This is a genomic window from Micromonospora chalcea, assembly GCF_002926165.1.
GTDB lineage: Bacteria > Actinomycetota > Actinomycetes > Mycobacteriales > Micromonosporaceae > Micromonospora > Micromonospora chalcea.
The window spans coordinates 24,094-38,808 of record NZ_MAGP01000094.1 but is presented as its reverse complement, the minus strand read 5'-3'; the positions used below and the strand labels follow the sequence as shown (position 1 = coordinate 38,808).

At 72.8% G+C, this 14,715-nt stretch carries 16 protein-coding genes; 13 read left to right on the top strand and 3 right to left on the bottom strand.

The annotated features are described in order from the left end of the window. Positions 1-164 precede the first annotated feature (164 nt). The 13 genes from BAW75_RS10050 (at position 165) to BAW75_RS09990 (ending at position 9,613) form a co-directional block, all read left to right on the top strand. On the top strand, positions 165-542 hold the full coding sequence (locus BAW75_RS10050; RefSeq protein ID WP_104113390.1) for a hypothetical protein: 378 nt from the start codon (positions 165-167) through the stop codon (positions 540-542). Positions 543-623: 81 nt separating this feature from the next. After that, complete coding sequence (locus tag BAW75_RS10045; protein WP_064447959.1) at positions 624-1,262, top strand: DUF4178 domain-containing protein; 639 nt, start codon at positions 624-626, stop codon at positions 1,260-1,262. Between the two features lies 1 nt (position 1,263). Further along, a complete protein-coding gene (locus BAW75_RS10040; RefSeq protein WP_104113389.1) occupies positions 1,264-1,758 on the top strand; it encodes a DUF2617 family protein in 495 nt (164 codons plus the stop codon). After that, positions 1,755-2,180 carry a DUF4247 domain-containing protein gene (locus BAW75_RS10035; protein ID WP_043327572.1) on the top strand — a complete coding sequence of 142 codons (426 nt, stop codon included), beginning with the start codon at positions 1,755-1,757 and terminating at the stop codon, positions 2,178-2,180. The genes BAW75_RS10040 and BAW75_RS10035 overlap by 4 nt, the downstream gene beginning before the upstream one ends. 31 nt (positions 2,181-2,211) lie before the next feature. Beyond that, positions 2,212-2,634 carry a DUF350 domain-containing protein gene (locus BAW75_RS10030; protein ID WP_043327571.1) on the top strand — a complete coding sequence of 141 codons (423 nt, stop codon included), beginning with the start codon at positions 2,212-2,214 and terminating at the stop codon, positions 2,632-2,634. Then, positions 2,634-3,407 carry a hypothetical protein gene (locus BAW75_RS10025; RefSeq protein WP_104113388.1) on the top strand — a complete coding sequence of 258 codons (774 nt, stop codon included), beginning with the start codon at positions 2,634-2,636 and terminating at the stop codon, positions 3,405-3,407. Before BAW75_RS10030 ends, BAW75_RS10025 begins: the two co-directional genes overlap by 1 nt. Then, positions 3,404-4,972 (top strand): polyamine aminopropyltransferase, encoded by a 1,569-nt coding sequence (locus BAW75_RS10020; protein ID WP_104113387.1) that lies wholly within the window; start codon positions 3,404-3,406, stop codon positions 4,970-4,972. The genes BAW75_RS10025 and BAW75_RS10020 overlap by 4 nt, the downstream gene beginning before the upstream one ends. A 64-nt stretch (positions 4,973-5,036) precedes the next feature. Then, positions 5,037-6,035 carry a hypothetical protein gene (locus BAW75_RS10015; protein WP_043330768.1) on the top strand — a complete coding sequence of 333 codons (999 nt, stop codon included), beginning with the start codon at positions 5,037-5,039 and terminating at the stop codon, positions 6,033-6,035. A 68-nt stretch (positions 6,036-6,103) separates the two neighbouring features. Continuing rightward, positions 6,104-6,895, top strand: coding sequence for a hypothetical protein (locus tag BAW75_RS10010; protein WP_104113386.1), 792 nt, complete (start codon positions 6,104-6,106; stop codon positions 6,893-6,895). A gap of 71 nt (positions 6,896-6,966) precedes the next feature. Then, positions 6,967-7,689 carry a hypothetical protein gene (locus tag BAW75_RS10005; protein WP_104113385.1) on the top strand — a complete coding sequence of 241 codons (723 nt, stop codon included), beginning with the start codon at positions 6,967-6,969 and terminating at the stop codon, positions 7,687-7,689. Next, positions 7,686-8,495: an SDR family NAD(P)-dependent oxidoreductase gene (locus tag BAW75_RS10000; protein WP_104113384.1), complete on the top strand. Its 810-nt coding sequence runs from the start codon at positions 7,686-7,688 to the stop codon at positions 8,493-8,495. Before BAW75_RS10005 ends, BAW75_RS10000 begins: the two co-directional genes overlap by 4 nt. A gap of 143 nt (positions 8,496-8,638) precedes the next feature. Further along, the gene (gene pyrE / locus BAW75_RS09995; protein ID WP_043327566.1) at positions 8,639-9,178 is read left to right on the top strand and encodes an orotate phosphoribosyltransferase; all 540 of its coding nucleotides are present in this window, start codon (positions 8,639-8,641) and stop codon (positions 9,176-9,178) included. A gap of 57 nt (positions 9,179-9,235) precedes the next feature. Then, complete coding sequence (locus tag BAW75_RS09990) at positions 9,236-9,613, top strand: ArsR/SmtB family transcription factor (RefSeq protein WP_007454255.1); 378 nt, start codon at positions 9,236-9,238, stop codon at positions 9,611-9,613. A gap of 173 nt (positions 9,614-9,786) precedes the next feature. Here the strand turns inward: BAW75_RS09990 and BAW75_RS09985 are convergent, their stop codons facing one another. The 3 genes from BAW75_RS09985 to BAW75_RS09975 are packed head-to-tail and all read right to left on the bottom strand — an operon-like array spanning position 9,787 to position 14,629. Next, the gene (locus BAW75_RS09985) at positions 9,787-10,626 is read right to left on the bottom strand and encodes a DedA family protein (RefSeq protein WP_104113383.1); all 840 of its coding nucleotides are present in this window, start codon (positions 10,624-10,626) and stop codon (positions 9,787-9,789) included. Positions 10,627-10,649: 23 nt separating this feature from the next. Next, complete coding sequence (locus BAW75_RS09980) at positions 10,650-13,166, bottom strand: polynucleotide kinase-phosphatase (RefSeq protein WP_104113382.1); 2,517 nt, start codon at positions 13,164-13,166, stop codon at positions 10,650-10,652. Continuing rightward, a complete protein-coding gene (locus BAW75_RS09975; protein ID WP_104113381.1) occupies positions 13,163-14,629 on the bottom strand; it encodes a 3' terminal RNA ribose 2'-O-methyltransferase Hen1 in 1,467 nt (488 codons plus the stop codon). The genes BAW75_RS09980 and BAW75_RS09975 overlap by 4 nt, the downstream gene beginning before the upstream one ends. Positions 14,630-14,715: the final 86 nt, after the last annotated feature.

The window sequence follows — 14,715 nt, the reverse complement described above, 5'->3', positions numbered from 1 at the left end:
CCGGCCTCCGGCCGGGCCTTCGCCGTCCCCGCCCCCACCCCTCGCCTGGTGATCAAGGAGTTTGCGTCCTCTGGAGGCGCCGGCGGGGACACAAACTCCTTGATCAACGGGGAGGGTCGGGGGCGGAGGGGTGAGGGGGTGGTGCCGTGGGCACATAGTGGGGCATGAGTGCGTGGGAGCGGGAACTGGACGCGGCCGTGCGGGAACTCGACGGCGCGGACACCCTTGCCTTCGGCGGGGTGGGACTGGCGGGGCAGGTGCTGCCCGCGACCGAGGCGTACCGACGGCTGGAACAGGGGTTGCGGGAGCACCCGGAGGCGGCCCGCAAGCGGGTCGACAAGCTGCTCCGCAAGGGTTCCCCGGCCGGCCGGGCATACGCGGCCACGTTGCTGGAGGCGGTCGACCCGGCCGCCGGGCGGGCGGCGTGGACCCGGCTGCGCGACGACGACGGCGAGTTCACCACGTTCTCCGGCTGCCTCATGGGCCGTGCCACGCTGGGCGAATACGCCGCCGACCGGCTCGCCGATGCCGAAGGTAGCTGAGCGCACACTCAGCGAACGGGACTTCAGAAGGCGTGCATGCGGTTGTTACCGTTCCCGCCTAGCAGGTTGGGGGAGGCGGTCGTGAACGGTTCGTTGGCGTACGTGGTGACCACGCTGGGGTGCCTCGTCGGGGTGGCCGGTGTGGTGATCGCCGTGATCGCGGTACGGAAGTCCCGGTCGGAGTCCGGCCCGAAGACGAAGGCGGCACCGGGCGACCCGTTCCGGGACCGGGACGCGGACGCGCTGCGCGGCGACCCGCGCGCGCTCAAGCCCGGCGACATCGTCGAGATCCGCTCGGTGCCGTACACCGTGCGCGGCTCGGTGCACCTGGTCGAGGGTGGCTGGAGCTGGGCGGAGCACCTGCTCGACGACGCGGGCGGGGTGAAGCGCTGGCTCTCCGTCGAGTCCGACCCGGACCTGGAGCTGGTGCTCTGGACCAGCGAGCCGTCAGCCACCGTCACGCCGGGCGCCCCGACGCTGGAGATCGCCGGCCGCCGCTACAACTGGGACGAGTCGGGCCAGGCCCGGTACACCGCGACCGAGGGCACCGGCCTCGATCCGCACGGCACCATGCGCTACTACGACTACCAGGCGCCCGGCGGCGCGCGGCTGTCGTTCGAGGCGTACGGGGAGGCCGGCTGGGAGGTCAACCTCGGTGAGGAGCTGCGCCGCGCCGAGGTGATGATCTACCCGCAGGGCGGCCCGGAGACGGTGCGCTGACGTGCTCGTCTCCCTGGACACGCCCTACGTCGACACCAGCGCCGCCGATCTGAGCCTGGCCCTGGGCGGCCCGGAGCTGCCGGCGCTCGCCGTACGCGACATCGACCTGCCCGGCCTGCCCCGGCTTCGGCTGCGCCTGCTTGGCGCCTCCCACCAGGTGGTGCTCGGCGGACTCACGGAGACGGTCGCCTGCCTGCCCGGCCGCCCGCCGCACCTGCCGGACGCGCTGCACGACGAGACGACCGGCTACCGGTTCATGGCCACCGTGCTCCGGCCGGAGGGCGACGGCCTGCGTACCCGGGTCGCGGCGCTGCGCTCCGAGCTGGCCGAGGACCCGTACGCGCTGATCGGGGTCTTCCCCGGCGACGAGGACGCGGTCACCGCGCTCTCCGTCCGGCCCCGGCCGCCGGACGGCGCGCTCGCCTGGCGTACCTGGCACGTCTACCCCCAGACGAACGAGCTGGTCCTGACCGAGACCGTGGTGGAGGAGCTGTGACGTACCGACGGTGGTTCGTGGTGGGCGTGGCGGTCGCCGTCATCGGCGCGCTCATCGCCACCTTCACGATCTTCTACGGCAACTTCTCGCCCCGGGGCTACGTGGAGGACAACTTCTCCCGCGCCTCCGGGCGGGACATCGGCTCGAACGCGATCGCGTACACCTCCCGGAAGACGCCGAGCGAGGTGTCCAAGCAGATCACCGACGCCTGGAAGCCGGCCGACCAGTACGTCGACGGCAGCGGGGTCTACCTGCGCTACGACGACGACTCGGTGGTGATCCTCCCGCTCGCCGTCGGCTCGGTGATCCTGCTGGAGAAGATGACCACCGCCTACCCCCGCTACCACACCGTCGTCGGCAACAGCTGGGGCTGGGGCCGAGGCAGCACGGTCCGGGGCGGCGGCCCCGGTTCCGGTAAGTAGCCCCCTTCGCCCCCTCACCCTGGAGTCTTCTGTGCAGCATCTCGTCACCGATCTGCTGGTCACCCTCGCGTACGGCGTGGTCGGCGTCGTACTGATGGCCATCGGTTACGTCCTGGTCGACGTGGCCACCCCGGGCAAGCTTCACGAGCTGATCTGGGTCGAGCGCAACCGCAACGCGGCGCTGTTGCTCTCGTCGAACCTGGTCGGGGTGGGCACCATCGTGGTGGCCGCGATCGTGGCCAGCGACAACGACTTCCGGCTGGGGCTGATCGGCGCGGGCGCGTACGGCATCCTCGGCCTGGTGATCATGGCGGTGGCGTTCATGCTGCTCGACGCCGCCACTCCGGGCAAGCTCGGTGAGCTGCTGGTCGATCCGGAGCCGCACCCGGCGGTGTGGGTCTCGGCCACCGTGCACCTCGCCACCGGCGCGATCATCGCAGCCGCAATCATCTGATGAGCGGAAAGCCCGCACAGCATTCGGCGGGGAAGGACAAACGCACCCAGACGGTGATCTGGTCCGTGGTCGTGGGGGTCGTGGTCGTCGTCTGCGCCGTCGGCGCGTTCAGCGGCGACTCGGACACCTCCGTCCCCGCGCCGGCCGCCGACGAACGCTCCGGCACCGTGCCGATCCTCCGGGCCGCCGCCGACAGCCAAGGCATCTGCTACGGCTGGGAACTGCTCGACGTGTACGACGAGGTGAGCGTCGGCTCCAACCTCGGCGACGGCACCACAGTCGTCGACGCGCCCGGCTGCGCGCGCTGGATCGCGGTCTCCGCGAACGTCAGGTACACCTCGTCCAGCAGCGAGTCGGAGGACTCCGCCACGATCCGGATCAAGGGGTCGGACGACATCGAGTTCGCCGACCTCGCCGCGATCGAGACCCGGCTGGGTCGCTTCGGGCTGGACGAGGACGCGTTCCTCGACGACCCGGGCTGGGCCGTCACCCGGGCCGCCACGATCCTGCCGCTGCTCGCCGCCGAACGCGGGCTCGCCGAGCCGGCCGCGACGCCCACCGCCGCGCCGTCCACCGCTGCCGCGCCGCTGCCGGACGCCGGCAACGACTTCTGGCGGGACCGCTGGGCCTACCTCCTCAGCTCGGTCGGACTGTTCCTGCTCGCCGCGCTGCTCATCGCCGTGGGCGTGCGGCAGCGCCGCCGCCACCGGGGACGGGTGCCCGCGCAGCGCGCCGGGGCGGGAGCCGCCGGACGTACCCGGAGCAGACGGTGACCGCCGACGTGGCCGCACGGCCGCGGTGGCGCCTGGCCCGCGCGGCGGTCCTGCTCGCGGTCTTCGTCTGCGCGGCCTGCGGCCTGGTGTACGAGCTGGCGCTGGTCGCGCTCGGCAGCTACCTGATCGGCGACACGGTCGGTCAGGCGTCGATCGTGCTCGGCGTGATGGTCTTCGCGATGGGCGTCGGCGCGCTGGTGGCGAAGCCGTTGCAGTCCCGGGCGGTGGTCTCGTTCGCGGTGATCGAGCTGACGCTGGCGCTGCTCGGCGGCCTCTCCGTGCTCGGCCTCTACGCCGCGTTCGCCTGGCTCGACCTGTACGGCCCGGCGCTCGTCGGCACCGCGTTCGTGCTCGGCCTGCTGATCGGCGCGGAGATTCCGCTGCTCATGGTGATGCTGCAACGCATCCGGGAGCAGTCCGCGGGCAGCGCGGTGGCCGACCTGTTCGCCGCCGACTACGTGGGCGCGCTGCTCGGCGGGCTGGCCTTCCCGTTCCTGCTGATCCCGGTCTTCGGCCAGCTCAAGGGCGCGCTCGTGGTGGGCGCGGTGAACGCGGTCGCCGGGGTCGCGCTCGTCTTCACCGTGTTCCGCGCCGACCTCAGCCGCCGGGCGCGGGCCGCGCTGGGCGTGGCCACCGCCGTGGTCGGCCTGCTCCTCGGGTACGCCTGGGTGACCGCCCACGACTTCGAGGTCACCACCCGCCAGCAGCTCTACCGCGACCCGGTGGTGCACGCCGAGCGCAGCCGCTACCAGGAGATCGTGCTGACCCGCTCGGTGCCCGAGCCCGGCCGCTCCGACACCGACCTGCGGCTGTTCCTCAACGGCGACCTGCAGTTCAGCTCGATCGACGAGTACCGCTACCACGAGGCGCTCGTGCACCCGGCGATGCGCGGGGCGCACGGCGACGTGCTGGTGCTCGGCGCCGGGGACGGGCTGGCCGCGCGGGAGATCCTCAAGTACCCGGACGTGCGTTCGGTGACGCTCGTCGACCTCGACCCAGCAGTGGTCGAGCTGGCCCGCCGCGAGCCGCAACTGCGCGAGCTGAACGGCGGCTCGCTCACCGACCCCCGGCTACGGGTGCTCAACCTTGACGCGTTCGCGTGGCTGCGTACCGCCACAGACCGCTTCGACGTGGTGATCGCCGACCTGCCCGACCCGGACGAGACGGCCACCGCGAAGCTCTACACGATCGAGTTCTACACGCTGATCCGGCCGGTGCTGGCCCCCGGCGGGCGGCTCGTCGTGCAGTCCGGGTCGCCCTACTTCGCACCCCGGTCGTACTGGTCGATCGAGCGGTCGATCCGCGAGGCCGGCTTCGCCACCGTGCCGTACCACGTCGACGTGCCGAGCTTCGGCGACTGGGGATTCGTGCTCGCCGCGCCGGGTGACGTGGCGCCGGAACTGGCGCTGCCGGACGACAGGCCGCCGCTGCGTTTCCTCACCCCGGAGGTGGTGGCCGCAGCCGCCACGTTCCCCGCCGACCGGGCCCGGCTGGACATACCGGCCAACACGTTGTTGCGACCGAGGGTGCTGGACTACGCCCGCGAGGAGTGGCGCGGCTACTAGGTTTCGGGGCATGCCACCCGAATCGCCGCGCTACCGGCCGGGGATCGGCTGGCTGGTCCGCCGGCTGCCGACCCGGGCGATCCAGGCTGCGTCCTACCTCCAGGCGTTCGTGCTCTCCGGCGTGGTCACCGTGCTGGCCGTACGCGCGTACCTGAAGGCCGCCGACTATCCACAGCTCGGCGGCGGCGGGCTGCACATCGCGCACGTGCTCTGGGGCGGCCTGCTGCTCGCCGTGGGTCTGGGCATCCCGCTGGTCTTCCTCGGCGGCGGCGCCCGCAGCGGCGGAGCGGTGATCGGCGGCATCGGGTTCGGCCTGTTCATCGACGAGGTGGGCAAGTTCGTCACCACCGGCACCGACTACTTCTACGCCCCCGCCGCCGCCATCATCTACGTCGCGTTCGCGCTGCTGGTCCTGCTCACCCAGGCGGTACGCGGGCGCACCGGCCGATCCCGGCTCACCCCCGCCGAACGCACCGCCAACGCGCTGGACGTGGTGCTCAGCGGCCTGCCCGGCGGATTGACCGACAGGCGTCGGATCGCCGTGCTGCGTCTCGTGCAGGGCACCGGACCGGCCACCGAGACGGCGGTGGCGCAACTGCTGGACGCCGTACCCCGCCGGGAGCCGCCGCCGGTGCGGTTCTGGCAGCGAGCGGCGGACCGGGCCCGGCGTCTCGCCGTCTGGGCGGCCGGACGCCGCTGGCTCATCTGGCCGGTGGTGGTCTATCTGGTGGTGGAGCCGGTGCTCACCGTGCTGGCCGTGTTCCTCGACGGCGTGACCGGGCACCTGGGCGAGGAACGGGAGTGGGGTGCGATCCTCGGTGTCAGCGCCAGCGCGCTGATCACGGCCGTGCTCGGCCTGTGGGCCGCCTGGCTGCTGCGCCGCGACCGGGCCGAGGCGTTCCGGCTGTTCAAGCTGGCGCTCCTGGTCGACCTGCTGTTCGGGCAGGTCTTCAACTTCACCGTCAACCAGTTCGGCGCGGTCTCCGCGGTCGCGCTCGACCTGGCGCTGCTCGGTGTGGTCACCGCCGAGCACCGCCGGCTGCGCCGCGCCGCGGACCGGTGAGCCGTTCCGACATGCTGACCTGGTGCGAGATCGCTACGGTGGTCACCTGATCCAGGAAAGGGAGAATCATGGCCGATGCTCCGGGCACCGCGCCCCGCGCGCGTCCCAGTGTGGTGACGCTTTCCAGCTGGCTGCTCATTCTCGTCGCCGCGATCCAGGTGGTGAACCTGATCGTGGCGCTGACCGTCGCGGGCACCGTCCGCGACGTCCTCACCGACGCGTACGCGGGCTCCTCGGCCGAGGGGGCCGCCGACATCGCGTACGTGTTCAGCATCGTCACGGCGATCGTTTCGCTGCTGATCGCGGCCGGGCTCGTCGTGCTCGCGCTGCTGAACAACAGGGGCAAGAACGCCTCCCGGATCACCACCTGGGTGCTGGGCGGCATCCTGCTCTGCTGCACCGGCGGCGGGCTGCTCACCGGCCTCACCGGTGGCATGACCGGCGGCACCGCCACGGGTGACATGCCCAGCCCGGACGAGATCCAACGCCGGCTCGACGACGCTCTGCCGTCCTGGTACACCCCGGTCAACCTGCTGCTGGGCCTGGTGGCGCTGCTCGCCCTGCTGGCCGCGCTGATCCTGCTGGCGCTGCCGAAGGCGAACGAGTTCTTCCGCAAGCCCAAGGCCGGCTGGGAGCCGCCGGTACCGGGCGGCGCGTACCCGGCGGCCCCGGGGCACGCGGGTGACCCGTCGTACCCGTCGTACCCGGGCCCGACCGGTGACCCGGCGTACCCGCCGGCTCCCGGCACCCCGCCGCCGTCCACGCCGGGCGGTCCGCCGCCGTCGGCCGGTCAGCCGCCGGCCGGGCCGGGCGGTCAGCCGGGCGAGCGCCGCGACCCGGAGCCGCCACCCGGAAGTTGACGTCCGGATTGAGGCGACGCCGACGATCCCTCCGAGTAGGTTGCATCCGACGCCTACCGGAGGGATCAGTCGTGTCGTACCCCGATTGGGCCGCCCCCCGCCGGCCGGGCGCCGTCCTCGCCGCGGTGGCGGTGCTGCTGGCGATGGCGGTCGGCGCCGTGGCGTACGCGGTGGCGAACCTCGCCGTCACCGGCGGCACGGTGGACCGGTTCCGGGCCGCCGCGGCGGACGAGACCGGCGCGAGCGGCGGCGACATCGACCAGGTGGCCGGGCTGCTGCGCGCCTCGACCTACCTCGCCGCCGTGCTCGGCGTGCTGGCCGCGCTGCTGCTGGTCGGGCTGGCGCTCGGCCTGCTCGCCGGCCGGTCCGGGGCCCGCGTGGGAACCTGGGTCGTCGCCGGCACCGGCCTGCTCTGCGGCTGTTGCGGGCTGGCGTTGCTGGTCGGCCAGCGGGCCGCCCCGTTGCAACTCGGCCCCGAGGACCGGATCACCGCCGACCTGCTCGGGCTGGTCGGGGACGCCTACCCGGGGTGGTGGATCCCGGTGAACGCGGTGGTGTCGGTGGCGCAGATCCTCGGCTATCTGGTGGTCGCCGCGCTGCTCACGTTGCCGTCGGCCGGCGCGTTCCTGCGCAGCGGCACCGGACCGGCGCGGCCGTCCGGGTACGGCGCCACCGTGTCCGGCGCGCCCGTCTCCGGGCCGACGCCCTGGGGACCGCCGCCCGGCCTGCAACAGCCGTCCGCCCCGCCCGCGTCGCCGTGGGCCGCACCGCCGCCTCCCGAGGACCGCCCATGACCGGTGACACCCACCCCTCCCGGCGCCGTGCCCTGGTCACCGGCGCCAGCCTCGGCATCGGCGAGGCGTTCGCCCGGCGGCTCGCCGCCGACGGCTGGGACCTCGTCCTGGTGGCCCGGGACGCCACCCGGCTCGACGCGCTCGCGACCGAGCTGACCGGCCTGCACGGCGGCGACGCGGAGACGATCGCGGCCGATCTGTCCACCGAGGACGGTTGTGCGACGGTCGAGCGCCGGCTGGCCGACGGCCCACCGGTCGACCTGCTGGTGAACAACGCGGGGATCAGCCTGAACACCTCGTTCGTCCGCTCGCCGGTGGCCGACGAGGCGCGGCTGGTACGGCTCAACGTGCTCGCGGTGCTGCGTCTGACCCACGCCGCGCTCGGCCCGATGATCGAACGAGGGCAAGGGGCAGTGATAAATGTCTCTTCCGTTGCGGGCTTCGGTGTCCCCATGCCGGGATCCACGTACTCGGCCAGCAAGGCGTGGGTGACGAATTTCAGCGAGTCGATCGGCCAGTCCGTCGCGCCGCTCGGCGTACGGGTGATGGCGCTCTGCCCCGGCTACACCCGCACCGGCATCCACGAGCGGGTCGGCATCGACATGTCGCGCCTGCCCGCCTGGGCCTGGCTGCGTGCCGACGATGTGGTCGCCGAAGGGCTCCGTGACCTGCATAAAGGCAAGTTCGTGAGTGTCCCGGACTGGAAGTACAAGGTGGCGGTCGCCGGGCTGCGGTACGCCCCGAAGCGCCTGCTGCGGGGCTTCCGCCGGGACACCCGGGGCGCGGTCGACCGGCGACGCGGCTGAGCGGCGGCGGGGCCGGTCGGCGGCCGACCTCGATGGACGGTCGCGCAGCGTAGCCGCTCATCGCCACCCATCGGTCGCCCACTGGGTTGACCAGGGCGGACCCCGAGCACGGCTCTCAGACTTGCGAAGTACTCTCTTGGGCCATGGGCGACCGCGACGACCTGCGCAAATTCATCAGTGACCTGGCTGTGGTCCACGGCCGGGTGGTGCTCTCGTCGGGCCGCGAGGCGGACTGGTACGTGGATCTGCGCCGGGTCACGCTCCATCACGAAGCGGCTCCGTTGATCGGTCGGGTCATGCTCGATCTGACCGCCGACTGGGCGTACGACGCGGTTGGTGGGCTGACCCTGGGCGCCGATCCGGTGGCCGCCGCCATGTTGCACGCCTCGGCCGGCACCGACGGCGCGGTGGACGCGTTCGTGGTCCGTAAGGAGGGCAAGGCGCACGGCCTCCAGCGCCGGATCGAAGGTCCGGACGTGGCCGGTCGCCGGGTCCTGGCGGTCGAGGACACCTCCACCACTGGCGGAAGTGTTTTGACGGCGGTCGAGGCATTACGCGAGGCGGGGGCCGAAGTGGTGGGTGTGGCGGTTATTGTTGATCGAGGCGCCGGCGACGCGGTGCGAGCCGCCGGATTGCCCTATCGGGCGGCCTATACGTTGGCTGACCTCGGCCTTGTGGCGTAAAAGTCTGCCGATTCGGATCTGCTGATATGCAGGCGGATCGATGCTGCTGGTGGAAGGATGGAATACGTGGGAACTGCGTTGGCTGAAATGACCATGCCTCAGATCTCGCCGCTTGCCGGCGAGCCGATCGAACGCGCCGACGCCGAGCGGCTTGCGGGGGTCCTCAAGGCCCTCGCGGACCCCGCACGGCTGCGGCTGCTCAGCCTGATCCAGTCGGCTCCCGAGGGGGAGGCGTGCGTGTGTGACCTCACCGCGCCGCTCGGCCTCTCGCAGCCGACGGTCAGCCACCACCTGCGAATCCTCACCGAGGCCGGCTTGCTGGAGCGGGAGAAGCGCGGGGTCTGGGCGTACTACCGGCTGGTGCCGTCCGCGATCGCCACGATCGCGGATCTGCTCACCCCGCCGCGGAAGCGGGCCACCAAGAAGGCTCGCTGAAACCTTTCGGGCCGGCCCGTAGAGGGTCGTCCCGGCCGGGTGCCCGGTGGCGTGCGAGGGGTGGCGCCATCAGCGCACGATGACGGCTGCGGCCGTTCGTGTGACCCGGTTCGATCAGTCATGCCGAAGGCCGGTCCTCGCCCGAGGGCCGGCCTTCGGTGTCTGAACCGTGCTCAGCGGCGGTGCTGCCCGCCGTCTCCGTGGCCCGGCCGGTGCTCCTCGATGCCCTCGCGAGCCGCCTCCACGGTGCCGGCCACGGTCGCCGCGGTGATCACCGCGACCGCCTCGCCGCGCTTGCGCGCACGCCGGTCCCGCAGGAACTCGAAGAAGATCGGCAGCACCGAGATCACGATGATCAGCGCGACCACCGGCAGGATGTACCTGTCGATCTTGTCGCCGATGGCGTCGTAGATCTGCCGGGCCAGCAGGTAGCCGATCAGCAGGATGCCGTCCACCCAGAGGACCGCGCCCACCACGTTCCACACGAAGAACTGGCGGGCCGACATGCCGAGCACGCCGGCCACCGGGTTGAGGAACGTCCGCACGATCGGGATGAACCGGGCCAGCACCACCGCCTTCGCCGGCCCGAACTTCTGGAAGTAGTACTCGGCCTTCTCCACGTACTCCCGCTTGAACAGGCGGGAGTTGGGCTTGTCGAACATGCGGCGGCCGTACCGGGCGCCGAGCCAGTGCCCGAGCTGCGCGCCGACGATGGCGCAGAGCGGCCCGCCGATCATCAGCCCGGCCAGGGACAGGCGGGTGCCGTCGCCGAAGATGGCGTCGGCCACCGGGGAGGCGGCCACCCCGGCCAGGAACAACAGCGAGTCGCCCGGGAAGAAGAAGCCGACCAGCAGCCCGGTCTCGGCGAAGAGAATGACCCAGACGCCGATCATGCCGAAGGTGTGGATGAGGTCCTTCGGATCGAGCGGGTTCAGCGCCACGCTCTCGGAGAACATCCGTGTCTTCTCTGCTGTGTCCACGGCCACACAGGGTACCCCGGCCCGGTCCGGCATTTCGGCCGGACCGGGCGTCCTCGTCAGAGGCGGGGATCGACGGGCTCGGACTCGCAGGCGAGGATCGCGAACACCAGCTCGTGGCGGCGCCAGAGCGGCGCGTCCTCGGACAGCGCGTCCAGCGCGGCCAGGCCCAGGCCGTGCTCGCGCAGCGCGAGCCCGCGCTTGCGGCCCAGCGAGCGCCGGCGCAACGCGGCGAGCTGACCCGGCTCGGTGTAGCCGGGACCGTAGATGATCCGCAGGTACTCGCGGCCCCGGCACTTGATCCCCGGCTGGAGCAGCGGGCCCTTCGGACCACGGGCGGCCAGGCCCGCGTACGGCTTCACCACCATGCCCTCGCCGCCGGCCGCGGTGAGCGCCAGCCACCACTGCGTCGCGTCCGCCACCGCCGACTCGTCGGACAGGTCCACCACCCGCCGCCGGGTCGGGGTGAAGAACTCCGGGTCGGCGGCGCAGAGCCGGTCGGACAGCGCCAGGTGCCAGCCGTGGTCGCGGTCGGCGTAGCTCACCCCGGCCCCGGCCAGCACCGCGAACGGCGCCAGCGTCACCCCGCGCAGCCCGTCGGTCGGCCGGACGTACGCCCGGTAGGCCGCCGAGTAGGCGGTCACCTCGGCGGCCCGCTCGGCCATCCGGTCACGCAGCCCGTCCACCGGCAGCCCGCGCGCGGCGGCCGAGTCCAGCGCGGCGAGCACCGGCGGCAGCGCCGCCCGCCCGGCCGCGCCCACCCCGGCGTACTGCTCGCGGATCAGCCCGCTCGCCTTCGCCGACCAGGGCAGCAGCTCGGCGTCGAGCAGCAGCCAGTCGGTGCCCAGCTCGGCCCAGAGACCGGCGGTGGTGACCGCGGCGCGCACCCGGGCCAGCAGCTCGCCGTCGAGCGGCGGGCCGAAGAACGGCCTGCCGGTACGGGTGTGCACCACCCCACCGCCGAACCGGCCCGGCTCCCGCTCCACGAGCACCACCGCCCGCGAGCCCATGTGCTTCTCCTCGCAGACCACCCGGTCGACACCGGCCGCCCGGTAGTCGGCGAACGCCTCGGCCGGGTGCTCCAGGAACCCCTCGACAGTCGACGTCGAGCAGGGCGCCATGGTCGGCGGCAGCCACACCAGCCGGCCCGGGTCGACAGCGAAGCGGCTCATCACCTCCAGCGCGGCGGCGGCGTTCTCGGCCGGCACTGTGAGCGACCCGTACGGGTGGGTGACGTGGCGTCGCCCGGTCACGTCGGCCAGGTCCAGCACGGTGTCCGGCCGCACGGGCGCGACCGGGACCAGCGGCCGGGCCGGGGCGTACCACTCCTTCACCGCCGGTACGGCGACCAGCTCCTTCTCCGGGTAGCGCAGCGCGGTCAGCTTTCCGCCGAACACGCAACCGGTGTCCAGGCAGATGGTGTTGTTCACCCACTCCGGCTCGGGAGTCGGCGTGTGCCCGTACACGACCATCGCCGAGCCCCGGTAGTCGCGCGCCCACGGGTAGCGCACCGGCAGGCCGTACTCGTCGGTCTCGCCGGTGGTCTCGCCGTAGAGCGCGAACGACCGCACCCGGCCGGACGCCCGCCCGTGGTACGCCTCCTTCAGCCCGGCGTGCGCCACCACCAGCCGGCCGCCGTCGAGCACGAAGTGGCTCACCAGGCCGTCGATGAACGTCTCCACCTCGGCGACGAACTCCGGCGGCTCCGCGGCGAGCTGCTCCATCGTCTCGGCCAGGCCGTGGGTCAGCCGGACGTCCCGGCCGCGCAGCTTGCGCTGCAGCTTCTGCTCGTGGTTGCCCGGCACGCAGATCGCGTGGCCGGCCGCCACCATGCCCATCACCAGGCGGAGCACGCCGGGGGAGTCCGGGCCGCGGTCCACCAGGTCACCGACGAACACCGCGGTACGCCCCGACGGGTGCTCCGCGTCCACCGGGCGGCCCGCGTCGTCGCGTCGCAGCACGTAGCCGAGCCGGGACAGCAGCGCCTCCAGCTCGCTACGGCAGCCGTGCACGTCCCCGATCACGTCGAACGGGCCGGTCAGCTCGCGCCGGTCGTTGAACAGCTTCTCGTAGCGGATCTCCGCGGCGTCGATCTCCTCCACGCCGCGCAGCACGTGCACCTTGCGGAAGCCCTCGCGGGCCAGCCGCCCGTACGACTGCCGCAGGTCGCGGCGCATCCGGTTGAGCACCTGCCGGCCGAACGTGCGGTCGGCGCGCGCCTCGGTACGCTCCCAGGCCACCGCCTCCGGCACGTCCAGCACGATCGCCACCGGCAGCACGTCGTGCTCCCGGGCGACCCGGATCAGCCCGGCGCGGGCGTGCGGCTGGAGGTTCGTCGCGTCGACCACTGTCAGCAGGCCGCGCCGCAGCCGGATGGCGGCGACGTGGTGCAGCGCGTCGAACGCGTCGGCGGACGCGGACTGGTCGTTCTCGTCGTCGGCGACCAGGCCGCGGAACGTGTCCGAGGAGAGCACCTGGCTGGGCGCGAAGTGCCGCCGTGCGAACGTGGACTTGCCGGAGCCGGAGACGCCGACGAGCGCCACCAGTGCCAGCTCGGGGATGTCCAGGACGGTCATCGGTTCGTCGCCTCCTTCCGGTCGTCGCTGGTGTTCTCGTTGCGGTCGGCGCGGGTGAGCACCGCCATCTGGGTCGGCGCGCCCACCTCCGGGTCGTCGTCGCCGACACCGCCGACGACAGTCGTGTAGCCGTGCGCCGCCGCCACCTGATCCACCCAGGCCGCGAACTCGGCCCGGGTCCACTCGAACCTGTGGTCCGCGTGTCGGAACCGGCCCGGCCCGAGCCCCTCGTAGCGGACGTTGTACTCCACGTTCGGGGTGGTCACCACGACCGTGCCCGGCCGGGCGTGACCGAACACCGCGTCCTCCAGCGCGGGCAGGCGCGGCGGATCGAGGTGCTCCACGACCTCCATCAGCACCGCCGCGTCGTACCCCCGGAGCCGGTCGTCGCGGTAGGTCAGCGCCGACTGCCACAGCCGGATCCGGTCCCGCTGCCGCTCCGGCAGCCGGTCCAGGCGCAGCCGCCGGGCCGCCAGGCCGAGCGACCGGTCGGACACGTCGACGCCCACCACCTCGGTGAAGCGCCGGTCGGCGACGAGCGCGGTCAGCAGCGCGCCGCCACCGCAGCCCAGATCCAGCACCCGGCTCGCACCGCTGTCCCGCAGCGCGGCGAGCACCGCCTCGCGCCGCCGTACCGCCAGCGAGGCGCGACGGACGTCCCCTGCCACCGGGGCTTCTCCGGGCGCGGGGTCGATGCTGTCGTCGGCGGGCGGCTCGTCGGCCAGGCGCAGCTCGGTCAGGCGGGCCATCGCCACGCCCGCGAGCGCCCGGCGGTGCGCCAGGTAGCGCCGCGTGATCAGGGCCCGCTCCGGATGACCGGCCAGCCAGCCGGCGCCCGCGCGCAGCAGCTTGTCCACCTCGTCCGGCGCCACCCAGTAGTGCTTCGCGTCGTCGAGCACCGGCAGCAGCACGTACAGGTGGTTGAGCGCGTCCGCGAGCCGCAGCGTGCCGGTCAGCGTCAGGTCGACGTAGCGGCTGTCACCCCACTCCGGGTACGTCTCGTCGAGCGGGATCGGGGTGGCAGTAACGGTCCAGCCCAGCGGGGCGAAGATCCGTACCGCCAGCTCCGCGCCACCCCGGCAGCGCAGCACCGGCACCCGTACGGTCAGCGGGATCGCGGTCGCGGCCAGTTCGGGACGGTCACGCGACTCGCCCCGCAGCGCGGAGCGGAACACCTTCGACAGCGCCGACGAGAGCAGGCTGGAGGCGGCGTACGGGCGGTCGTTGACGTACTGCCCGAGCGCGAAGCCCTCCGGCGCGCGGTTCTTCCGGCCCCCGCCCAGCTTGAGCGGATCGACCTCGACCAGCAGCGCCGCCGTGCAGCGCGCCTCGTCCGCCTCCGGGTAGAACACATGCGCGGCGCCGGCGGGCAGATCGAAGGTCTGCACGCGGTCCGGATGCTTCACCAGGAGGTGGCCGAGGTCGGTCGCGGGGCGGTGGGTCGTGGTCAGGGTCAGTAGCACTTGTCGATGATCTCGTTGTTTTCTGGTTTTTGTCGTGGGGGTTTCCGGGGCTCCGGGTCGTGGGGGTTTCCGGGGGAGCCCGACCC